General features: G+C 64.3%; 23 protein-coding genes. 11 read left to right on the forward strand and 12 right to left on the reverse strand.

Annotation, left to right across the window (positions count from 1 at the left end; translation table 11 throughout):
* Nucleotides 1–59 precede the first annotated feature (59 nt).
* On the forward strand, nt 60–2,813 hold the full coding sequence (gyrA, locus tag P1X14_RS04545) for a DNA gyrase subunit A (RefSeq protein WP_277314130.1): 2,754 nt from the start codon (nt 60–62) through the stop codon (nt 2,811–2,813).
* 44 nt (nt 2,814–2,857) lie between these two features.
* On the opposite strand, the gene P1X14_RS04550 is transcribed toward gyrA, so the two are convergent.
* A complete protein-coding gene (locus P1X14_RS04550; protein ID WP_277314131.1) occupies nt 2,858–3,385 on the reverse strand; it encodes a hypothetical protein in 528 nt (175 codons plus the stop codon).
* An 82-nt stretch (nt 3,386–3,467) separates the two neighbouring features.
* Between P1X14_RS04550 and P1X14_RS04555 the strand changes: the two genes are divergently transcribed.
* Nucleotides 3,468–3,812 carry a DUF952 domain-containing protein gene (locus P1X14_RS04555; protein WP_277314132.1) on the forward strand — a complete coding sequence of 115 codons (345 nt, stop codon included), beginning with the start codon at nt 3,468–3,470 and terminating at the stop codon, nt 3,810–3,812.
* Here P1X14_RS04555 and P1X14_RS04560 read toward each other — a convergent pair.
* From P1X14_RS04560 to P1X14_RS04570, 3 genes are all read right to left on the reverse strand, one after another.
* Nucleotides 3,809–4,255, reverse strand: coding sequence for a hypothetical protein (locus P1X14_RS04560; protein WP_277314133.1), 447 nt, complete (start codon nt 4,253–4,255; stop codon nt 3,809–3,811). The two genes, P1X14_RS04555 and P1X14_RS04560, sit on opposite strands and share 4 nt — an antisense overlap.
* Nucleotides 4,256–4,338: 83 nt before the next feature.
* Nucleotides 4,339–4,956, reverse strand: coding sequence for a hypothetical protein (locus tag P1X14_RS04565; protein WP_277314134.1), 618 nt, complete (start codon nt 4,954–4,956; stop codon nt 4,339–4,341).
* A 46-nt stretch (nt 4,957–5,002) separates the two neighbouring features.
* Complete coding sequence (locus P1X14_RS04570) at nt 5,003–5,620, reverse strand: lysoplasmalogenase family protein (RefSeq protein WP_277314135.1); 618 nt, start codon at nt 5,618–5,620, stop codon at nt 5,003–5,005.
* Between the two features lie 63 nt (nt 5,621–5,683).
* On the opposite strand from P1X14_RS04570, the gene trmFO reads away from it, so the two are divergent.
* Nucleotides 5,684–6,997 carry a methylenetetrahydrofolate--tRNA-(uracil(54)-C(5))-methyltransferase (FADH(2)-oxidizing) TrmFO gene (gene trmFO, locus P1X14_RS04575; protein ID WP_277314136.1) on the forward strand — a complete coding sequence of 438 codons (1,314 nt, stop codon included), beginning with the start codon at nt 5,684–5,686 and terminating at the stop codon, nt 6,995–6,997.
* Nucleotides 6,998–7,028: 31 nt separating this feature from the next.
* Here the strand turns inward: trmFO and P1X14_RS04580 are convergent, their stop codons facing one another.
* A complete protein-coding gene (locus tag P1X14_RS04580) occupies nt 7,029–7,532 on the reverse strand; it encodes an EF-hand domain-containing protein (protein ID WP_277314137.1) in 504 nt (167 codons plus the stop codon).
* Between the two features lie 48 nt (nt 7,533–7,580).
* Nucleotides 7,581–8,240, reverse strand: a complete 660-nt coding sequence (locus P1X14_RS04585) for a squalene/phytoene synthase family protein (protein WP_277314138.1) — start codon at nt 8,238–8,240, stop codon at nt 7,581–7,583.
* A gap of 114 nt (nt 8,241–8,354) precedes the next feature.
* Here P1X14_RS04585 and P1X14_RS04590 point away from each other — a divergent pair, with 114 nt between their 5' ends.
* From P1X14_RS04590 to P1X14_RS04600, 3 genes are read left to right on the forward strand one after another with little or no spacing between them, the layout of a single operon-like run.
* Entirely contained in the window at nt 8,355–10,421 is a 2,067-nt protein-coding gene (locus P1X14_RS04590) for a TadE/TadG family type IV pilus assembly protein (RefSeq protein WP_277314139.1), read from the forward strand.
* The gene (locus tag P1X14_RS04595) at nt 10,418–11,044 is read left to right on the forward strand and encodes a TadE/TadG family type IV pilus assembly protein (RefSeq protein ID WP_277314140.1); all 627 of its coding nucleotides are present in this window, start codon (nt 10,418–10,420) and stop codon (nt 11,042–11,044) included. The genes P1X14_RS04590 and P1X14_RS04595 overlap by 4 nt, the downstream gene beginning before the upstream one ends.
* Entirely contained in the window at nt 11,041–11,742 is a 702-nt protein-coding gene (locus P1X14_RS04600) for a pilus assembly protein (protein ID WP_277314141.1), read from the forward strand. Before P1X14_RS04595 ends, P1X14_RS04600 begins: the two co-directional genes overlap by 4 nt.
* Here P1X14_RS04600 and P1X14_RS04605 read toward each other — a convergent pair.
* The 5 genes from P1X14_RS04605 to eno all read right to left on the reverse strand — a co-directional run bounded on the left by P1X14_RS04605 (nt 11,715) and on the right by eno (nt 16,498).
* The gene (locus P1X14_RS04605; protein WP_277314142.1) at nt 11,715–12,053 is read right to left on the reverse strand and encodes a hypothetical protein; all 339 of its coding nucleotides are present in this window, start codon (nt 12,051–12,053) and stop codon (nt 11,715–11,717) included. The genes P1X14_RS04600 and P1X14_RS04605 overlap by 28 nt on opposite strands.
* Nucleotides 12,054–12,177: 124 nt before the next feature.
* Nucleotides 12,178–13,542 carry a pyruvate dehydrogenase complex E1 component subunit beta gene (locus tag P1X14_RS04610; protein ID WP_277314143.1) on the reverse strand — a complete coding sequence of 455 codons (1,365 nt, stop codon included), beginning with the start codon at nt 13,540–13,542 and terminating at the stop codon, nt 12,178–12,180.
* A gap of 1 nt (nt 13,543) precedes the next feature.
* Entirely contained in the window at nt 13,544–14,593 is a 1,050-nt protein-coding gene (pdhA, locus tag P1X14_RS04615) for a pyruvate dehydrogenase (acetyl-transferring) E1 component subunit alpha (protein WP_277314144.1), read from the reverse strand.
* Nucleotides 14,594–14,808: 215 nt separating this feature from the next.
* The gene (locus tag P1X14_RS04620; RefSeq protein ID WP_277314145.1) at nt 14,809–15,123 is read right to left on the reverse strand and encodes a septum formation initiator family protein; all 315 of its coding nucleotides are present in this window, start codon (nt 15,121–15,123) and stop codon (nt 14,809–14,811) included.
* A 100-nt stretch (nt 15,124–15,223) separates the two neighbouring features.
* Nucleotides 15,224–16,498, reverse strand: a complete 1,275-nt coding sequence (gene eno / locus P1X14_RS04625) for a phosphopyruvate hydratase (protein ID WP_277314146.1) — start codon at nt 16,496–16,498, stop codon at nt 15,224–15,226.
* 141 nt (nt 16,499–16,639) lie between these two features.
* On the opposite strand from eno, the gene P1X14_RS04630 reads away from it, so the two are divergent.
* The 5 genes from P1X14_RS04630 to P1X14_RS04650 all read left to right on the forward strand — a co-directional run bounded on the left by P1X14_RS04630 (nt 16,640) and on the right by P1X14_RS04650 (nt 18,451).
* Nucleotides 16,640–17,119, forward strand: coding sequence for a hypothetical protein (locus P1X14_RS04630; RefSeq protein ID WP_277314147.1), 480 nt, complete (start codon nt 16,640–16,642; stop codon nt 17,117–17,119).
* Between the two features lie 16 nt (nt 17,120–17,135).
* Nucleotides 17,136–17,504 (forward strand): phage holin family protein, encoded by a 369-nt coding sequence (locus P1X14_RS04635; protein WP_277314148.1) that lies wholly within the window; start codon nt 17,136–17,138, stop codon nt 17,502–17,504.
* A complete protein-coding gene (locus P1X14_RS04640) occupies nt 17,501–17,845 on the forward strand; it encodes a DUF3618 domain-containing protein (RefSeq protein ID WP_277314149.1) in 345 nt (114 codons plus the stop codon). Before P1X14_RS04635 ends, P1X14_RS04640 begins: the two co-directional genes overlap by 4 nt.
* Nucleotides 17,842–18,153, forward strand: a complete 312-nt coding sequence (locus P1X14_RS04645; RefSeq protein WP_277314150.1) for a hypothetical protein — start codon at nt 17,842–17,844, stop codon at nt 18,151–18,153. The genes P1X14_RS04640 and P1X14_RS04645 overlap by 4 nt, the downstream gene beginning before the upstream one ends.
* Nucleotides 18,154–18,238: 85 nt before the next feature.
* Nucleotides 18,239–18,451, forward strand: coding sequence for a DUF4170 domain-containing protein (locus tag P1X14_RS04650; RefSeq protein ID WP_277314151.1), 213 nt, complete (start codon nt 18,239–18,241; stop codon nt 18,449–18,451).
* On the opposite strand, the gene P1X14_RS04655 is transcribed toward P1X14_RS04650, so the two are convergent.
* On the reverse strand, nt 18,448–19,914 hold the full coding sequence (locus P1X14_RS04655) for an NAD(P)/FAD-dependent oxidoreductase (RefSeq protein ID WP_277314152.1): 1,467 nt from the start codon (nt 19,912–19,914) through the stop codon (nt 18,448–18,450). The two genes, P1X14_RS04650 and P1X14_RS04655, sit on opposite strands and share 4 nt — an antisense overlap.
* Nucleotides 19,915–19,931 lie beyond the last annotated feature (17 nt).

The raw sequence follows: 19,931 nt of genomic DNA on the forward strand, positions 1-19,931 counted from the left end.
GGTTCCAGCCCCGCTAGAGCCGCCACAACACTGAAACAAACCATCGGAAACCAGCTATCTTGACCGACGAGACCGTCCTCGCGGACCCCTCCGACATTACCCCGATCTCGATCGTCGACGAGATGAAGACCTCGTACCTCGATTACGCGATGAGCGTGATCGTGGCGCGCGCGCTGCCCGACGTTCGCGACGGCCTGAAGCCGGTCCATCGCCGCATCCTGCACGCGGCGCAGGAGGGCGGTTACCTTTCGAATCGCCCCTATCGCAAGTCTGCCCGCCTGGTCGGTGACGTGATGGGTAAATACCATCCGCACGGCGACAGCTCGATCTACATGGCCATGGCGCGCATGGCGCAGGACTGGTCGATGCGCGTGCCGCTGATCGACGGTCAGGGCAATTTCGGTTCGATGGACCCGGATATGCCGGCCGCGATGCGCTACACCGAAGCGCGTCTGGCGAAGGTCGCGACCTATCTGATCGAGGATATCGACAAGGATACGGTCGATTTCATTCCCAACTATGACGGGTCGGAGAGCGAACCCGCGGTGCTGCCCGCGCGCTTCCCCAATCTGCTGGTCAACGGCGCCGGCGGCATCGCGGTCGGCATGGCGACCAACATCCCGCCGCACAATCTGGGCGAAGTGATCGACGCTTGCCTGGCGTATATCGCCAATGGCAGCATCTCGGTCGAAGAGCTGATGGAAATCGTTCCCGGCCCGGATTTCCCGACCGGCGCGATCATCCTGGGCCGTTCGGGCTGCCGCTCGGCCTATCAGCAGGGCCGCGGCTCGATCCTCGTCCGCTGCCGTCACACCACCGAGCAGCGCGGCGAGCGCCGCTCGATCGTGCTGACCGAAATCCCGTTCCAGCAGGGCAAGAACGCGCTGGTCGAGAAGATCGCCGAGGCCGCCAAGGACAAGCGGATCGAAGGCATCAGCGACATTCGCGACGAATCGAGCCGCGAAGGCGTGCGCATCGTCATCGACCTGAAGCGCGACGCCACGCCCGACGTGGTGCTCAACCAGCTGTGGCGGAACACCCCGGCGCAGCAGAGCTTCCCGGCGAACATGCTCGCGATCCGCGGCGGCCGCCCCGAACTGCTCAACCTGCGCGACATCATCGAGGCCTTCGTCAAGTTCCGCGAGGAGGTCATCACCCGCCGTTCGAAGTTCGAGCTGGCCAAGGCGCGCGACCGTGCGCACATCTTGCTCGGCCTGGTCGTGGCGGTCACCAATCTCGACGAAGTGGTGCGGATCATCCGCGGCTCGCCCAGCCCGGTCGTCGCCCGCGAACGGCTGCTCGCCCGCGAATGGCCGATCGAGGAGATCGCCGGCTATATCCAGCTGGTCGAAGCCACCGAAACCGCCATCACCGGTGACAGCTATCGCCTGTCGGACATTCAGGTCCGCGCGATCCTCGACCTGCGCCTGCACCGCCTGACGGCGCTGGGCCGCGACGAGATCGGCGAGGAACTGGCCAAGCTGGCCGAGGTGATCGCCGAACTGCTCGAGATCCTCGGCAATCGCGCCCGCCTGTACGAAGTGATGGTCGAGGAGCTGACGCAGGTCCGCGACCTCTATGCCACACCGCGCAAGACCGAGATCGCCGCCGCTGCCGACGGGATCGAGGACGAGGACCTGATCGAGCGCGAGGACATGGTCGTTACCGTGACTATGGAAGGCTATATCAAGCGCACCCCGCTCGAGACCTTCCGTGCCCAGCGCCGCGGCGGCAAGGGCCGCGCCGGCATGGCGACCAAGGACGAGGACGTCGTCACCAACCTGTTCGTCACATCGACGCACACGCCGGTGCTGTTCTTCTCGAACCACGGCAAGGTCTATCGCATGAAGGTGTGGCGCCTGCCGGAGGGTGGCCCGGCCACGCGCGGGCGGCCGATGATCAATCTGTTGCCGCTGGCGGCGGGCGAAGTCATCTCGACCGTGCTCCCGCTGCCCGAGGACGAAAATGAGTGGGGTGCGCTCCACGTCATGTTTGCCACGGCAAAGGGCAATGTGCGCCGCAACTCGATGGATGCCTTCGCGAACATCCGCACCAGCGGCAAGATCGCGATGAAGTTCGAGGATGAATCCGCAGATCGCCTGATCGGCGTTTCGCTGCTGACCGAAGAAGACGACGTCCTGCTCGCCACCCGTCAGGGCAAGGCGATCCGCTTCGCCGCAACCGATGTGCGCGAGTTCCAGAGCCGTGATTCGACCGGCGTGCGCGGCGCGAAGCTGGCGGAAGGCGACGAAGTGATCTCGCTGTCGGTCCTGCGCGGCTTCGCTGCGTCGCCCGAGGAGCGCGAGGATTATCTCCGCGCAGCCCCGTGGAAGGAACGGCGCGAAGGTCAGCCCGAGCCCGAGCAGAAGCTGAGCGACGAAGAGATGGCGCGGTTTGCCGCAGCGGAGGAGTTCATCCTCACTGTCTGCGCCAATGGCTATGGCAAGCGTTCCTCGGCCTTCGAATATCGCCGCACCAATCGCGGCGGCCAGGGTATCACCAATATCGACAATCTGAAGCGCAACGGCCCGGTCGTCGCCAGCTTCCCGGCGCATAATGGCGAACAGCTGATGCTGGTCACCGATCAGGCCAAGCTGATCCGCATGAGCGTGGGCGACACCCGCGTCATCGGCCGCGGCTCGGCCGGCGTGCGCCTGTTCGACGTGGCCGACAACGAACATGTCGTCTCGGCCGCGCGGATCGAGGAAAGCGAAGACGAAGCCGAAGCGGATCTGGGCGACGGCGCCGTCGCGGGCGAACCGACGCCGGACGCCGATACCGGCGAGGATCTGGCCGAGGGTTCGCCGGAGTAAGCCTCTTCTTGCCCCTCTCCCGCTTTCGCGGGAGAGGGTTTTGACTACTGTCCCCCTGCCCGCACCCGCTTGGCGCAATCGTCGAGCGAGGTGTAGGCCAGCCCCTTCATCTGCAGGTCGAACGGCCCGAGCTTCATGCCGTCGACTTCGACGCGGGCGGTCTTCGCATTCTTCGTCAGCGCGAAGACCGGCGCCGAATTCTCCGCCCCCCAGCCGCCCCAAACGCGATCGTTGAAGCCGCTGGCATAGCCGCCCGAGCGGGACGCTATGGTCTTGCCGCTGTCGAAGATCACGGTGACGGGATGCTTGGCCTCGGGATCGGCCGCCTGCGCCTTGGGCCAGCCGTTCACCAGCACGCCGACGCCCATATTGCCGTCGCGCACGCGATAGCTGAGTTCGAAGGTCATCGGCTTGTCGGTGCCCGGCGCGTTCGGACCCTGCACGCTGAAATAGCAAACGCCGTTACGCGAATTCTGCGAGAATTTGAGATTCGTACCCTGCGCGAAAGCCGGAGCTGCCGCCAGAAACGCCGCCCCCGCCACGGCGATCTTCAAAATTGCCTTCGGTTTCATACACCTCTCCCTGCCTCTTCTTGAAGCTATCGTGCGCGAAACCTTCCTTCAAGCCAAAGGGTTGTTGCGCTAGGAGAGGCCCATGGAAACCACCGCCTACAAGATCCTGAGCGACGACGAGATGGAGAAGCTGGAGCATGACGGCATGTTCGCCGGTGCGCCGGTCGATCTCGCCGATGGCTATGTCCACCTCTCCACCTGCACCCAGCTTCAGGGCACGGTCGACAAGCATTTCGCCGAGCGGCAGGATTTGTGGATCGCCGCAGTCGATCTCGAAGCGCTGGGCGACGCCGTGAAATGGGAAGTCTCGCGCGGCGGCGAACTATTCCCCCATCTCTACGCGCCGCTGCCGCTGTCGGCGGTGACGGCCTATTCCCCGATCCACCGCGAGGCGGATGGCACGGTGCGGCTACCGGTCGCGGGCTAGGACATCACCGCGAAGCCGCGGGTCGCGTCGAGATAGGCAACGCTCACCGGCACGTCCGGGCTGATATCGACCATGAGCGCATCTGCCGGGATCGCCGTATCGGCATGGCCCGAACCGGTGAGAAAGATCGCGACGCGTTCCGCATCACCGCTGGGCGTATCGAGCGAACTGGCCGGCATCAGCGCCGGACCGCTGCCGCTCATCTCCGAACGCAGCAGGACCGGCGGATGCGGTTGCCCGCCGCCAACAGCAACGGGCGTACTTTCGATTGAGGCCTCGACCGCGAAGTCCACCCAATAGATGCTGTTCATCTCGAAGGGATGTAGCACGAGCCAGATCCGGGTTTCGCCGGGCAGTATCTTCGAGATCGCAACCAGTTGTTTCGCTTCGTCGATGGCCTTGAGCCCAGCCGGATCGAAGGCGATGTTCAATTGATAGGTCATGGCCGCGCCTCCACCCTGCCAAGCGACGTCACGACGCCCCACGCAATCATCGCTCGTCCCTCGGGAACCTGCCCCTATGCCACCTAGCTCGGCTGCTGCAGATAAAAGCTGTTGGTGGCGTCGTTAAAGCCGATCTGCGCGGTCGGGCTCTGCGGTGAAAATTCCACCATCAGTGCATTCGGCGGCGGTGACTGGATGACAGACCCGCTGTTCGTCATCGGCGCGACGAAGATCGTTATCGTCTCGTACGGCGTGATCGTCGCCGATTCGCCGCCGAGCACGCGAAGAAAGCTGGTGGGGAACTCGACCTGCACGTTGTTGACGCTGGCCGCCTGTACAAGGCCAAGGCCCAATTCCGGGTCCTGCTGATTGGTGATTTCAACGCCCTGGGGATCGCTGCCGCCTGCGCTCCCGGTGAACTGGCCATCCGCGTAGGTATAGCTCCACCCCAGCTGGGCCGGTGCCGTCGCCATCATCTCGATCTGGGCGCCGATCAAGGGCTGGGTGTTGGTGGCGTAGACCTGGTAACTGTCGCTCCAGTCGATCTGATTCATCTCTAAAGGTTGGAACATCTGCCACGCGATGGTCAGCGGAGAATCGGGATCCGATTCCCAACTCCGCACCATGACGACCGCCAAATTGGCACCGTAAATCATGTTCAGACCAACGGGATCGATCGTAATGTTCAGCTGATAGTCCATCGCCCATCTCCCGATTCGGGCAGAACATTATACGAAATCTTCGAAATTACTCAGATGTTCTGACGACCCCGCGCGCAATCAATACCTGTCCGGCAAAATAGGTCGGCCAGATCAGCAGTCCCGGCAGGCTGCTATCCGCCATGGGGCCGAGGCGAGCGAAGATCAGCAGATCCGAGATCACAAACAGCAACGCGCCCAGCGCAACGCCATTCGCCGAGAAGCGGCTGGCCCAGCCCGTCCCCGCCATCGCGCCGAGCCCGAGCGCATAGAGCGCGATCCCCGGGGCGGCGGCGCGATCGGCGGGCAGCGCATAGCTGATCCCCGCGACTACGACCGCGATCAATGCCGCCGGCCACACCGGCTTTTCGCGATTGCGCAGATACAGTCCGACCGCGACGAGATGCCCGGCAAGAAAAGCAACCGCACCCACGGTGAGGCTTACCGCCTCCAGCAACACATCGCCCAGCGCACCCAGCGCCAGCACTGCGGCGAGCAACCAGCCATCGGTCGAACGCGCCTTCATCGCCGCCCATACCGCCAGCAACCCGACGCCCAGCCCCTTCCACGCCGTCTTCCATGGCTCGATCACGTCGAACCAATGCGTGAGGTAGAAACTGCCCCCGGCGATCAGCGCCGCGATCAGCACGGCATTGCGCAACTTCATCGATGCCCCTCCATGTCAGACGAGCATAGCCCGCAGCGGCGCGGTTCGCTATCGGCCTGCGCAATGACTCACGAAGTACACATTATCGGCGGCGGCCTCGCCGGATCGGAAGCTGCGTGGCAGCTGGCACATGCAGGCTTCAAGGTGCGCCTGTCCGAAATGCGCGGCAGCGGCAGCATGACGCCAGCACATCAGAGCGATCGGCTTGCCGAACTCGTCTGTTCGAACAGCTTTCGCAGCGACGATGCCGAGCGCAATGCGGTCGGCCTGCTCCATCAGGAAATGCGCGATCTCGGCTCGCTGATCATGGCGCAGGGCGACATCCACAAGGTGCCCGCCGGCTCCGCGCTGGCGGTGGATCGCGATGGGTTCGCCGATGGCGTCACGGCGGCACTGGAGGCCCATCCCAACATCACCATCGTCCGCGAGCGGATCGATACGCTGCCCGAATCCGGCCTCACCATCGTCGCCACCGGCCCGCTGACCGGCGAGAGCCTGGCCGGCAGCATCGGCACCGCGACCGGCAAGGACCAACTCGCCTTTTTCGATGCCATCGCACCGATCGTCCATTTCGAGAGCATCGACATGGAAAAGGCCTGGTTTCAGTCGCGCTGGAACAAGGGAACGGGCAAGGATTACATCAACTGTGCGATGGACAAGGACCAGTATCTGGCCTTCCACGCCGGGCTAATGGCGGGGGAAAAGACCGAGTTTCGCGAATGGGAGAATGTCCCCTATTTCGAGGGCTGTATGCCCATCGAAGTGATGGCGGAACGCGGGGTCGATACACTGCGCTTCGGCCCGATGAAGGGCGTGGGGCTTGACCGGCCCGACACCGGGCGCTGGCCCTATGCCTGTGTCCAGCTTCGCCAGGACAATGCGTCGGGGACGCTCTGGAACATGGTCGGTTTCCAGACCAAGCTCAAATATGCCGAGCAAGTCGCTCTGTTCCGGACGATTCCGGGACTTGAGAACGCCGAGTTCGCGCGGCTGGGCGGGCTGCATCGCAACACCTTCATCAAGTCGCCCGAACTGCTCGATCCCACGCTGCGGCTGAAGTCAGCGCCGCATATCCGCTTCGCCGGTCAGATCACCGGATGCGAGGGCTATGTCGAAAGCTCGGCGATCGGGCTGCTCGCGGGCCGGTTCGCCGCTGCGGAACTGAAGGGCGAGACGCTGCCCCCGCCGCCGGTCGAGACCGCGCTGGGGGCACTGCTCGGCCACATCACCGGGGCCGCGGAAGCCGAGACCTATCAGCCGATGAACGTCAATTTCGGCCTGTTCCCCCCGATCCCGGGCCGGAGCAAGAAGGCCGACCGCAAGCTGATGTACACCAGCCGGGCGCGCGAAGCGTTCAAGGGCTGGGCCGTCGTCTAAAGTCCGCCCCCGGAGGGAGAATATCGAGGGTTCACTCCTCGCCGCCCTCACCTTCGTCCTCGACCGGTGCGGAAGGCGCCTTCTTGGCCGCCGCGGGCTTCGGACAGGCGCAGCGCGGCTGGGCAGGCCGCCGCTTCGGCGCGGTCGTCGCGAACTCAGCGCGGGTCAGCGTGCCCGACTTGTCCTTATCCGCCCCGGCAAAGCGAGTCGTGGTGCGCACCGCCCACTCGTCGAAGCTCAGCCTGCCATCACCATTGGTATCGAGTTTCGCGAAGGCCCGGCGGCGGAGATTGAGGAACTCGTCGCGGCTAACCGCGTCGTTCTTGTCCTTGTCGAGCCGGTCGAACCGTTTCTGCTCGCGGGTCTTGTCGGCGGCACGCGGCGCCTCGTCCGGCAGCGCCTCCTGCACCTCGCCGGCTGCCGCGACCGGCGCGGGCGGCACTTTCACCTCCGGCGCGGCGCTGCCCCGGAACAGGAACATCGCCGCGAACGCCAGCACCAGCGCCCCTGCCCCGCCCGCGAAATAGCGCCACATGGTCCGTCTCCCGCTCCCTAGTGGCAAGCAGGCTAACCCGGCCTTGCCCTAGCGGCCAGACATTCGGTGCCAAATCAGACGCAAAAGTCGGCGCGGCGACCCGACCGGCGGCGCCTCTCCGGCAGACAGATCGAGATCGCGTAGCGCCAGATGCGCCATCGCCCCCAGCGCCCTGCCCTTGCCGCTCCACCGCGCACCCGTGGCCGCCTGAAGCAACGGCCGGGCCAGCGTCCGCGCCGCATCGGCCTCGCCCGGCGTACCCAGATGCCGGGACAGATCGGCCAGCGCCCATCCCTGCCCGGCCTGCGCCAGCGGATCGCCCTGCGCACCCATCGCCTGCCCGGCTGCCCTGAACAGCGTGCCGCGCCCCTCGCCGAAGCGCTTCAGGGCCATGCCGTCCAGGCTGTCCTCGATCAGCACTTCCCAGCCATCGACGATCGGAACGAGGTCCGCGCCACCCACGCCACGCGGCAGCAATTCGGCCGCCAGTCCCTGCAACACCGGCTCGGCGGGTGGCGCCGTCACGTCGAGCGACTCGATGCGTTCGCGCCACCATGCCAGCCGGATCTGTCCGAGCGCCGGTTCGCTGGTCGTCTGAATCAATTGTGCCAGCGCATCGTCCAGCGCGAGCAGCGCGGCCAGTGCCCCGCGCCCCGTTTCGGGTGCGTAAGCAAGCAAAAGCGCGCGTTCCGGATCGGGTGACGTCATGGCGCTACGCACACCGCCGGAGGCCGCGGGTAATCGCGGTTTAACCGCCCGGATTGAGACGAAATTAACGTTGCTGCGGGCATAGCTGCCCCTGATCGGGGAAGGTTCAAAGACATGTCGGCTTCAAGGGATCCCAATCTGCACCGCGTGCCCACGTTCCTGTCGCGCCTTCGCAGCGACAAGAAGGGCAACACGCTCGCCATGATGGCGATCGCGCTGATCCCCCTTGCGGGCATGGTCGGTGGCGGCGTGGACATCAGCCGCATGTACATCGTCAAGACGCGCCTGCAACACGCCTGCGACGCCGGCGCACTTGCGGGCCGCAAGGCGATGGGCGGCGGCGTGTGGAGCCAGAGCAACTATGCCCCGCGCACCGCGGCCGAGAAATTCTTCGATTCGAACATCCAGGCCAGCCCCTATGGCGCGGATACGCTGACCAAGACCTACAGCGAAAGCGGCGGCAAGGTGACCGGCACGGCCTCGGCCGTGCTGCCGATGACGCTGATGCGCATCTTCGGCCGCACCACCGAAACGCTGACCGTCACCTGCGACGCCGAAATGCGCCTGCCCAACACCGACGTGATGTTCGTCCTCGACGTCACCGGATCGATGGACGACAAGGCCGTTTCCACCGACACCGACGACAAGATCACCTCGCTGAAGAAGTCGGTGAAGTGCTTCTACGAAGTCGTCGCCAATCTCGACACCACCGCGACCTGCGCCAGCACGCCTGCCGGCGGCGGCGTCGCCGCGTCGGTTCAGATCCGCTTCGGCTTCATGCCCTATTCGACCAATGTGAACGTCGGAAAGCTGCTCCCCACCAGCTATTTCGCGAACACCTGGCCCTATCAGTCGCGCAAGGCGAACTTCCGCACCGAAACCACGACCACGTGGAGCGACAGCGCGACGACGCAGACCGGCACCAGCAACAGCCAGGGTAGCTGGGGCAGCTGGGACAATGCCGCGAGCAGCACCCAGACCACCGCGACCAGCACGAGCAATTGCCAGTCGAAGGTGCCGGCCACCGTCATGACCCTCTCGGGTTCGGAATCGGGCCGCCGGGACGAAGCCACCACCGGTACCAACCCCAAGACCACCACCTGGAACACGCGCCAGAGCGCCAGCTGGATGGAATTCTCGTTCCGCGACTATCGCTCGAGCGACGGCCGCTGCCGTTTCTACGACCGCGAGAGCAGCGGCTATTACTACCGCTATTACAGCTACACCTCGACTGGCACGACCACGTCGCGCGAGGTGTTCGACAACTACACCTATGACAAGATGGACAAGGACATCAGCGGCCTGAAGAACGGCACCAGCTGGAACAGCAGCTTCCAGTCGGCGGTCGGTACCCAGGGTGCGATGAAGACGATCACCTGGAACGGGTGCATCGAGGAACGCACGACCGTGCGCGCGACCGACTTCAGCACGATCCCCTCCGGTGCACACGATCTCAACATCGACGAACTGCCCAACCAGTCCGATCCCGACACGCTGTGGGGGCCGGTGCTGCCCGACATCATCTACAACCGCAACGTCAGCTATAGCGGCTGGGGCTATACCGGCTCGCTGCAGACGGCGGCGACCACGACCACCGACGAATATGTGAACTATTCCAGCACCTATTGCCCGCGCGAGGCGCGCAAGCTGCAGACCTGGAATTCGGCGAGCAACTTCGAAACCTATGTCGACAGCCTGACGCCGACCGGCAACACCTATCACGATATCGGCCTGATCTGGGGCGCGCGCTTCATGTCGGCCGAAGGCATCTTCGCGTCGGAAAACGCGACGACACCGAGCGGCGGCGACATCGCCCGCCACATGATCTTCATGACTGACGGTGACGCCTGCACCGGCACGACCAACTATACCGCTTATGGCATCGCCTGGTGGGACCGCCGTCAGACGCCCGCCAACACCGCGCCGACCGATGGCTGTTCCACCACCGGCACGCTGACCCAGCAGGTCAACATGCGCGCGGCGGCGCTGTGCACCGCGATCAAGAACAAGAATATCACGCTGTGGGTGATCTGGTTCGGCGTGTCGAACCCGACCATCGAGACGATGCTGCGCACCTGCGCGACCGATGGACGCTTCTTCACTGCGCGCAACTCGGCCGACCTGCAGCAGACCTTCAGCTCGATCGCATCGCAGATCAGCCAGCTGAGGCTGACGCGGTGATCGGCCGCGCCGCCCATCTGTTCGCACGCTTTCGCCGCCGGCTTGCCGGTGACGAAAGCGGCGCGACGATCATCGAGTTCGCGATCGTCGCGCCGGTGATGTGCCTGATGCTCGTCGGCGCGTTCGACGTCGCGCACACGCTGTACATGCGATCGGTGCTGCAGGGCATCGTCCAGAAGACCGCACGCGACGCCACGCTGGAAAGCGGGCTGGAGAGCAACCAGCAGCTGGTGCTCGACAATCGCGTGAAGGATCAGGTCTCGGCGCTGGCGAACAACGCGACGACCACGATCACACGCAAATATTACCGTACCTTCTCGGCCGCGTCGGTGGCGCAGTACGAGCCTTATACCGACACCAACGGCAACGGCACCTGCGATCGTAGCGAGCCGTACGAGGACACCAACAACAACAGCCGTTGGGACAATAGCGGCAATACCGGCCAGGGCAGCGCCAAGGACGCGGTCGTCTACACCGTGTCGGTCAGCTATCCGCGCTTCTTCCCGCTCTACCGCTTCGTCGGCGGATCGAACACGACCACCGTCACCGCGTCCACCGTGCTGCGCAACCAGCCTTATGGCGATCAGGCCGCCCCGACCGTCAGGAATTGCCCCGCATCATGAAGACGCTCGCGAAACTGCTGCGCACCGGCAAGCGGCTGGGCCGCGACACGAGCGGCCTCGCGCTGCTCGAATTCGCCTTCTCGCTGCCGATCCTGCTGGTCCTGAGCCTGACCGGCGCGGAGCTGACCAACTATATCATCACCCGCATGCGCGTCAGCCAGATCGCGCTGCAGCTGGCCGATAACGCCGCGCGCATCGGTTCGGGCGGACAGCTGACCGCCAAGACGATCAGCGAGACCGACATCAACGATCTGCTGACCGGCGCCGGGCTGCAGGCGGGCGAACTGAACCTCTACACCTATGGCCGCGTCCTCATCTCCAGCCTCGAGCCGGATCCAAACAATAGCGGCAAATACCGGATCACGTGGCAGCGCTGCCGCGGCACACTGACCTCGCACGCCTCGACCTGGGGTACCTATGGCGTCACCACTGGCACCAATCGCGGGGTCAACATGGACGGCATGGGCCCGACCGGGCGCCAGTCGATCGCGCCGGTAGGCGGCGGCACGATGTTCGTCGAAGTCTATTACGAATATCAGCCGCTGGTGAAATCGTCGCTCGCGCCCTCGGCCAACATGACCGAATACGCTTCGATGATGGTCCGCGACGCACGCGACTATACCCGCATCTACAATAGCGAGAATGCGGCGATCTCGAGCTGCACCTCGCCTCAGGTCAGCGGCGGAACGGGTAGCTGATCCAGCATCAGCGCGTTCACCCGGTCGAATTGCTCGATCAGGTGACGCAGCGATCGCGAAATCCCGTCCGGATCGAGGCGATAGGGCGCGACCCTGCTTTCCCACCCTGCCTTGGCCAGCATGAACCGCGGGGCCAGGGAGTCGCCCGGGTCGTTCCGCAACCGCCAGGCGAACGGCCCCAGGTCCAGCTCGGAATAGAGGAACAGCGTGGAGTATAATTCGCAATTCCGTCCGCTGCCCTGAAAATAGCGCGGGGCAAGACGTCGCAGCTCGCCCTCGATCGAGGCTATCCCTGCTTCGATATCGTCCATGGAATATCCGGAACCGCATTCCGGCATCAGGAGCCGGCGCAAAAAAGCGCCACCGCAACCAGGACGGTTGCGGTGGCGCGAAACTGGCTCCTACGCCCCGCGCGGTCAAGCGCGGGGATCGGGATCAGCGATAGGTGACCTTCTTCACCGCGGCGACCACGCGTGCGGCGTCGACCAGCGCGAGCTTTTCGAGGTTCGCGGCATAGGGCAGCGGTACGTCTTCGTTGGTGACGCGCAGCACCGGGGCGTCGAGATCGTCGAAGCCCTGCTCCATCGCCACCGACTGGATTTCCGACGCGATCGAGCAGACCGGCCAGCCTTCCTCGACCACCACCATACGGTTGGTCTTCTTCAGGCTCTCCAGCACCGTCGCGGTATCGAGCGGGCGCAGCGTGCGCAGATCGATCACTTCGGCGTCGATACCTTCCTCAGCCAGCGTCGCAGCCGCGTCGAGCGCAATGCCCACGCCGATCGAATAGCTGACCAGCGTCACGTCCTTGCCTTCGCGGACGATGCGCGCCTTGCCGATCGGCAGGACGTAATCGTCGATCTTGGGCACGTCGAAGCTGCGGCCGTACATCAGCTCGTTCTCGAGGAAGACCACCGGGTCCTCGCTGCGGATCGCGGCCTTCAGCAGGCCCTTGGCGTCGGCCGCGTCATAGGGCGCGATCACGATCAGGCCGGGGACGCTGGCGTACCAGGGGGCATAGTTTTGCGAGTGCTGCGCGCCGACGCGGCTGGCCGCGCCGTTCGGGCCGCGGAACACCATCGGGCAACGCATCTGGCCGCCCGACATATAGTTGGTCTTGGCAGCCGAATTGATGATGTGGTCGATCGCCTGCATCGCGAAGTTGAACGTCATGAACTCGACGATCGGCTTCAGCCCGCCCATCGCCGCGCCCGTGCCGATGCCGGCAAAGCCATATTCGGTGATCGGCGTATCGATCACGCGCTTCGGGCCGAACTCGTCGAGCAGGCCCTGCGTCACCTTGTACGCACCCTGATACTCGGCGACTTCCTCGCCCATCACGAACACGCGCGGATCGGCACGCATTTCCTCGGCCATCGCGTCGCGCAGCGCTTCGCGGACGGTGGTCTTCACCATCTCGGTGCCCGCGGGAATGCTCGGATCGCTGACCGTGGCCTTGACCTCGACCGGCTTCGGCGCAGGCGCCTCGGCCTGAACGACCGGAGTCTCGATCTTGGGAGCAGGCGCCGGCGTGGGCGCCGGAGCCGCAGCATCTTCGCCCTCGGCGGCGATGGTCGCGATCACGGTGCCGACCTTCACATTGTCTGTACCCTCGGCAACGACGATCGACGCGATCGTACCTTCATCGACGGCTTCGAATTCCATGGTGGCCTTGTCGGTCTCGATCTCGGCGAGGATGTCGCCCGACTTCACCGTGTCGCCTTCCTTGACGAGCCACTTGGCGAGCGTGCCTTCTTCCATGGTGGGCGACAGCGCCGGCATCTTCAGTTCGATCGCCATCTCAGTAGGACTCCACCAGCACGTCGGTATACAGCTCGGCCGGATCCGGCTCGGGGGCGGACTCGGCGAAGTCCGCGGATTCGTTGACCAGCTTGCGGATCTCGGCCTCGATCGGCTTCAGATCCTCTTCCTTGACGCCCAGCGTTTCGAGTTCGCGCTTCACCGCCTCGATCGGGTCGGACTTGTCGCGGACCGACTGGACCTCCTCGCGGCTGCGATACTTGGCCGGATCGGACATGGAGTGGCCGCGATAGCGGTAGGTCTTCATCTCAAGGATGATCGGCCCCTTGCCGCTGCGGACCCATGCCAGCGCTTCCTCGGCAGCGCCACGGCACGCCAGCACGTCCATGCCGTCGACCTGGATGCCGGGAATGCGGAAGCTCTCGCCGCGCTTGTACAGCTGGTCTTCGCTCGACGAGCGGTTGACGCTGGTGCCCATGGCGTACTGGTTGTTCTCGATCACATAGATGATCGGGAGCTTCCAAAGCTCGGCCATGTTGAAGCTTTCATACACCTGGCCCTGGTTCGACGCGCCATCGCCGAAATAGGCCATGGCGACGCCGCCATCCTCATTATATTTGTGCGCGAACGCCAGCCCGGTGCCGAGCGAGACCTGCGCGCCGACGATGCCGTGGCCGCCGTAGAACTTCTTCTCGGTCGAGAACATGTGCATCGAACCGCCCTTGCCGCGCGAGATACCCGCAGCGCGGCCGGTCAGTTCGGCCATGATCACATTGGGATCGATGCCGTAAGCGAGCATGTGGCCATGGTCGCGATAGCCGGTGATCACCGAATCCTTCTCGCCGTCGAGCGCCGACTGAAGGCCGACCGCGACCGCTTCCTGGCCGATATAGAGGTGGCAGAAGCCGCCGATGAAGCCGAGGCCGTAGAGCTGGCCCGCCTTCTCCTCGAAGCGGCGGATGAGCAGCATCTGCTTGTAGAAACCAAGCAGCTCTTCCTTGGTCGCCTTGTACCTATCCGGTTCGTTTGGCCGTTCGCGGTTGGATACTGCAGGTTGGCTTGGGGCTTTCTTCGCCGGCGTTTTTGCCACGATCAGTCGATCCTCTTCCCGGGGAGGGGGTGTCAGGGGGGTGCCTATAGGCGCGAACCTAGCCCGGACGCAACGTCAACGCGGCATCGGACGCACTTTCAATAGGGTAGCAGGTTCACGAATGACACCGCTTACCATAGCAAGAGGCGCTGCAACTCGTCATCCCTGCTTTCGCGAGGATGCCGCCAATGGAGGGATTTCAGCGAACCCCGGCGTCACTTGTACTTGACGATAACCTCGTCCGGCCGCGCGGCGTTGAGCTGCTTGCGGATCAGTTCCTCGACCAGATCGGGATCGGCACCCTTGGCCTGGGCGAGCAGGTCGACGCGGTTCTTCAGGACCGCGCGCTGCTTGTCGAGCGTCTGATATTCGGCGGTGCGCACCGCGACTTCCTGCTTCACGTCCTTCAGCGCGATCACGCCGTTGGGACCGAAGACGGCATTATAGCCGAAAAAGCCCATGGTAACGATGGCCACGGCGGGAAGACCCGCGCCGCGAACCATCGTCCAGAATTTCGATTTGCGCCCCATGGACCCGATTCTTGCCTAACGAACAGGGTTAATCAAGCCATAGGGCAGCTTAATATCAGCTTAAATTACCGTTTTTGCGGCGAATTGAGTCTAGAATAGCTCAGCGAAGGATCGAACGCCCGGCATAAACCGCCGCATCGCCCAGTTCCTCCTCGATGCGGATCAGCTGGTTGTACTTGGCAAGCCGGTCCGAACGCGCCAGCGAACCGGTCTTGATCTGACCGCAGTTGGTCGCGACCGCCAGATCGGCGATGGTCGCATCCTCGGTCTCGCCCGAACGGTGCGACATCACCGCGGTGTAGCGCGCGCGATGCGCCATGTTCACCGCTTCCAGCGTCTCGGTCAGCGTGCCGATCTGGTTGACCTTCACCAGCAGCGAATTGGCATAGCCGCCGTCGATGCCCTGCTTCAGCCGCTTGGGATTGGTCACGAACAGATCGTCGCCGACCAGCTGGACCTTGCCGCCGAGCTTGTCGGTCAGGATCTTCCAGCCTTCCCAATCGTCCTCGGCCATGCCGTCCTCGATCGAGATGATCGGATACTTGGCGCACAGCTCGGCGAGGAAGTCGGCATTCTCGGCCGAGGACAGGGTCTTGCCCTCGCCCACCATCTTGTACGCGCCGTCGCGATAATATTCGGTCGAGGCGCAATCGAGCGCCAGCATCACATCGTCACCGGCCTTGTAGCCCGCAGCCTCGATGCTGCTCATGATGAAGTCGAGCGCGTCGGTGGTCGAGCTGAGGTTCGGTGCGAAGCCGCCTTCATCGCCCACGCCGGTCGCCAGACCCTTTTCGTGCAGCTTCTTCTTCAGCGTGTGGAAGATCTCCGACCCGCAGCGCACCGCCTCGACGATGTTCGCCGCGCCGACCGGCATGATCATGAATTCCTGGAAGTCGATCGGATTGTCGGCATGCTCGCCGCCATTGATGATGTTCATCATCGGCACCGGCAGGACATGCGCCGAAACGCCGCCGACATAGCGATAGAGCGGCAGGCCGCGCGCATCCGCCGCCGCCTTTGCCGCCGCCAAGCTGACGCCCAGGATCGCGTTCGCGCCCAGCCGGCCCTTGTTCGGGGTGCCATCGGCATTGATCATCGCGTGATCGAGATCGACCTGATCCTCGGCATCCATACCCAGCACCACATCGGCGATCTCGCCATTCACGGCGTCCACCGCACCCTGAACGCCCTTGCCCAGCCAGCGGCTCTTGTCGCCATCGCGCTTCTCGACCGCTTCGTGCGCACCGGTCGACGCACCCGAAGGCACTGCGGCGCGGCCGAAGCTGCCGTCTTCGAGCATGACATCGACCTCGACGGTGGGATTGCCACGGCTGTCGAGAATCTGGCGGGCGTGGAGGTCGATGATTGCGGTCACGAAATGGTCTCCCTACTTAGGAGGTCGATGGGTGCGCGCGAGCCTCTAGAGGCTGACGCGCATCCGGGTCAAATCGCGTTTCGCATGGAACTCGCGATTGCGGCTGTGGTTGTCGTTGCAAACACATGAAAGGTCCTTGGCATGGTTGAAGGAACGACGGGCGACACGCTGGTGAAGGAAGCGGCCGAAACCGCCACCGAAACGAAGCGCACCGCCGCGGACACGATCCGCGAGGAAGCCGGCAAGCTCGGCACCAAAGCAGCCGACAAGGCACGCGATTTCGCGGCGGACAACAAGGACAAGGCCACCGGCGCGCTCGACGAGGTCGCCAAGCTGATGCACGGCGCCGCTGCCGATGTGGATGAGCGGCTGGGCGAGCAGTACGGCAAATATGCCCGTTCGGCCGCCGACGGCATCTCCAAATTCTCCGACACGATCCGCGGCAAGGAAGTCGACGATCTGGTCGCCGACGCCACCGATTTCGTGAAGAAGAGTCCGGTGATCGCGATCGGCGCGGCTGCCGCGATCGGCTTCGTGCTGGCACGGCTGATCAAGTCGGGCATCGACGCCGCGGCCGACCTTGCCGATGGTGACGACGACGAACCGGCCGCCAAGGCCTGACGGAGCATAACCGGGGGTGGCTGAACAGGATCGCGAGCCGGAAACCGGCCCAGAAACCGGTACCGACGAAGGCTATGGCGAGCTGTTCGGCCGCCTGATCGACGACGCCAAGGGCTTGGGCCAGGCCGAACTCGATTATTATCGCGCGCTGGCCGAGACCAAGATCGACGAGGCGCGGTCGAGCCTGTGGATGGGCGCCGCGGCCGCATCGCTGATGATGGCCGCGTCGATCGCGCTGATTGTCGGGCTGGTGCTGACGCTGTCGCCGCTGGTCGGCCCCGGTTTCGCGACGCTGATCGTGGTCGCGATTACCTTCGGCGCGTCATGGATATTGGGTACGTTCGCATGGCGATCGATCAAGCGCATCTTCGGACTGCTCAAATGAGCGATCTGGAAGCCGCCCGCGCCCGCGCTATCGCGGCCCGCCAGCGGCTGACCGGGACGCTTGGCGAAGTGCAGGAGCGGCTGAAGCCCTCTACCCTCGCCCATGACGCGATCGGCAGCGCCGCCGAGGGTGCCCTTTCCATTGCGCGCAAGGGTGCCGCTTCGGTGCGGCAGCGCCCGCTTGCCGTGGCGGCTGTGGCCGGCGCGGTCGGGCTGGTCATGTCGCGCAACTGGATTTCCGATATTCTGGCCGGGCGGAAGAAACCGGCCGATGCAACTCCAAAGCCGCAGGCGGGTTTGAAGCCCCGACGCCGCAAATCGACGAAAGGACAGCCATCATGACCAGCCGGAAGAACAAGAGCGCGATCGACGTCGCAGTGGATAATCCGCTGGCGCTTCTGGCGGGCGGCGTGGCGCTGGGTGCGCTGGTCGGCGCGCTGCTGCCGCGTTCCTCGCGCGAACGCGACGCGCTGGCCCCGGTCGGCAAGAAGCTGGCGGAACGGACCAGCGAGACGGTGAAGGCGGTCAAGGAAACCGGCCGGGCCGAGATCGAGGGCCTGCTGCCCAATCGCGACGCGACCAAGGAGAAGGTCAGCCAGTTGATCGAGAATGTGCTGGAAGCCACCAAGGGCGCTGCTGCGAAGGCGTGATAGTCGATATCCGGCGGATGCGGGGTTGAGCGCCATGCTGCAGTTGCTAAGGGAGAGGTGAAATTCCTCTCCCCGGAAGGTCAGTATGAGCAAACTCCATCTCGTCTTCGGCGGTCGCGTCACCGATCCGCAGACGCTCGATTTCCAGGATCCGTCGAAGCTCGACGTGGTCGGCATCTTCCCCGACTATGCCAGCGCCGAAAAGGCGTGGCGGGGTGCGGCGCAGAAGACCGTCGACGACGCCGAAATGCGCTATGTGGTGGTCCATCTCCACCGCATGCTCGAACCCGACGCCTAAGCCGCCTTCACGCCTGCCGGCACCGGATTGGAGAATTCCATTTCGGTGTCGAGCGACCCGAAGCGCAGCGCCATCAGGTCGCGCGAGTAATTCTGGTTGAGCATCCACGGCTTGCGCGTGCCTTGACGCGGGAACTTCTCCATCGCGCGCTGGACATAGCCGGAGGTGAAATCGAGAAACGGCTTCTCCTCGACCGCACCGGCCAGCCGTGGCGTGATCTGGCGCATGCCGCGCTTCTTCATCGCGTTGAGCAGGCGGCACATATATTCGCAGGTCAAGTCCGCCTTAAGCGTCCATGAGGCGTTGGTGTAGCCGAACGACAGCGCCAGATTGGGCACGTCGGACAGCATCATGCCCTTGTAGGTGGTCGCCTTGCTCAGATCGACCGCGGCGCCATCCACGCTCAGCTGGATATCGCTGATCAGTTGAAGCTCGAGTCCCGTCGCGGTCACGACCAGATCGGCCGGCAGCACCTCGCCCGACTGCAGCTTGATCCCTTCGGGCACGAACCGGTCGATATGCCCGGTCACCACGGTCGACTTGCCCTCGCGGATCGACTGGAACAGATCGGCGTCCGGCACCAGGCACACGCGCTGATCCCACGGATTGTAGCTCGGCGTGAAATGGGTGCCGACATCATAGTCCGGCCCCAACTCGTCGCGGACCATCTGGAGCATCCGCTCCTTCACCTTCTCAGGCCGCTTGCGCGCGAGGCGGAAGAAGAATTGCTGGAGCAGCACATTCTTCCAGCGGGTCATCCCATAGGCGGTCATCGCCGGGAGCATCTTGCGCAGGCGGTTGGCGATCCCGTCTTCCGACGGCCGCGATACGACATAGGTCGGCGAACGCTGCAGCATGGTGACGCTGGCCGCCTGCTTCGCCATTTCGGGAACCAGCGTGACCGCGGTCGCACCGCTGCCGATCACGACGACCTTCTTGTCCTTGTATTCGATATCGCCGGTCCAGAATTGCGGATGGGCGATCTGGCCGTTGAAGTCCGCCACGCCTTCGAAATCGGGCGTATAGCCGCGGGCGTAATTATAATAGCCGGTGCACATGAAGAGGAAATTGCAGGTGAAGCGCACTTCCCTGCCCTCGCTCTCGGCCACCACGTCCCATGCGGCGTCCGCGGTCGACCAAGCCGCACTCTTCACCTTCGTGCGATAGCGGATATGCTTGTCGATGCCGTTCTCGGCGGCGGTTTCCTCGAGATAGCTCAGGATCGACGGACCGTCGGCGATCGCCTTGGCATTGGTCCATGGCTTGAACGAGAAGCCGAGCGTGTACATGTCCGAATCCGAGCGGATTCCGGGATAGCGGAACAGATCCCAGGTACCGCCCAGCCGCTCGCGGCCTTCGAGGATCACATAGCTGCGGTCCGGGCAATTCTTCTGCAGATGATAGCCCGCGCCGACACCGGACAGCCCCGCGCCCACCACCACGACATCGAAATGCTCAGTCATTCGCCTCTCCGCTTTCC

Origin of the sequence: Sphingomonas sp. AOB5, from assembly GCF_029433115.1 — a bacterium.
Classification (GTDB): domain Bacteria; phylum Pseudomonadota; class Alphaproteobacteria; order Sphingomonadales; family Sphingomonadaceae; genus Sphingomonas.

Coding starts and splice junctions, on each gene's coding strand:
- P1X14_RS04550 (WP_277314131.1), bottom strand. CDS start 3,385: ATGAAACCGAAGGCAATTTTGAAGATCGCCGTGGCGGGGGCGGCGTTT.
- P1X14_RS04555 (WP_277314132.1), top strand. CDS start 3,468: ATGGAAACCACCGCCTACAAGATCCTGAGCGACGACGAGATGGAGAAG.
- P1X14_RS04560 (WP_277314133.1), bottom strand. CDS start 4,255: ATGACCTATCAATTGAACATCGCCTTCGATCCGGCTGGGCTCAAGGCC.
- P1X14_RS04565 (WP_277314134.1), bottom strand. CDS start 4,956: ATGGACTATCAGCTGAACATTACGATCGATCCCGTTGGTCTGAACATG.
- P1X14_RS04570 (WP_277314135.1), bottom strand. CDS start 5,620: ATGAAGTTGCGCAATGCCGTGCTGATCGCGGCGCTGATCGCCGGGGGC.
- trmFO (WP_277314136.1), top strand. CDS start 5,684: ATGACTCACGAAGTACACATTATCGGCGGCGGCCTCGCCGGATCGGAA.
- P1X14_RS04580 (WP_277314137.1), bottom strand. CDS start 7,532: ATGTGGCGCTATTTCGCGGGCGGGGCAGGGGCGCTGGTGCTGGCGTTC.
- P1X14_RS04585 (WP_277314138.1), bottom strand. CDS start 8,240: ATGACGTCACCCGATCCGGAACGCGCGCTTTTGCTTGCTTACGCACCC.
- P1X14_RS04590 (WP_277314139.1), top strand. CDS start 8,355: ATGTCGGCTTCAAGGGATCCCAATCTGCACCGCGTGCCCACGTTCCTG.
- P1X14_RS04600 (WP_277314141.1), top strand. CDS start 11,041: ATGAAGACGCTCGCGAAACTGCTGCGCACCGGCAAGCGGCTGGGCCGC.
- P1X14_RS04605 (WP_277314142.1), bottom strand. CDS start 12,053: ATGGACGATATCGAAGCAGGGATAGCCTCGATCGAGGGCGAGCTGCGA.
- P1X14_RS04610 (WP_277314143.1), bottom strand. CDS start 13,542: ATGGCGATCGAACTGAAGATGCCGGCGCTGTCGCCCACCATGGAAGAA.
- P1X14_RS04620 (WP_277314145.1), bottom strand. CDS start 15,123: ATGGGGCGCAAATCGAAATTCTGGACGATGGTTCGCGGCGCGGGTCTT.
- P1X14_RS04630 (WP_277314147.1), top strand. CDS start 16,640: ATGGTTGAAGGAACGACGGGCGACACGCTGGTGAAGGAAGCGGCCGAA.
- P1X14_RS04640 (WP_277314149.1), top strand. CDS start 17,501: ATGAGCGATCTGGAAGCCGCCCGCGCCCGCGCTATCGCGGCCCGCCAG.
- P1X14_RS04645 (WP_277314150.1), top strand. CDS start 17,842: ATGACCAGCCGGAAGAACAAGAGCGCGATCGACGTCGCAGTGGATAAT.
- P1X14_RS04650 (WP_277314151.1), top strand. CDS start 18,239: ATGAGCAAACTCCATCTCGTCTTCGGCGGTCGCGTCACCGATCCGCAG.
- P1X14_RS04655 (WP_277314152.1), bottom strand. CDS start 19,914: ATGACTGAGCATTTCGATGTCGTGGTGGTGGGCGCGGGGCTGTCCGGT.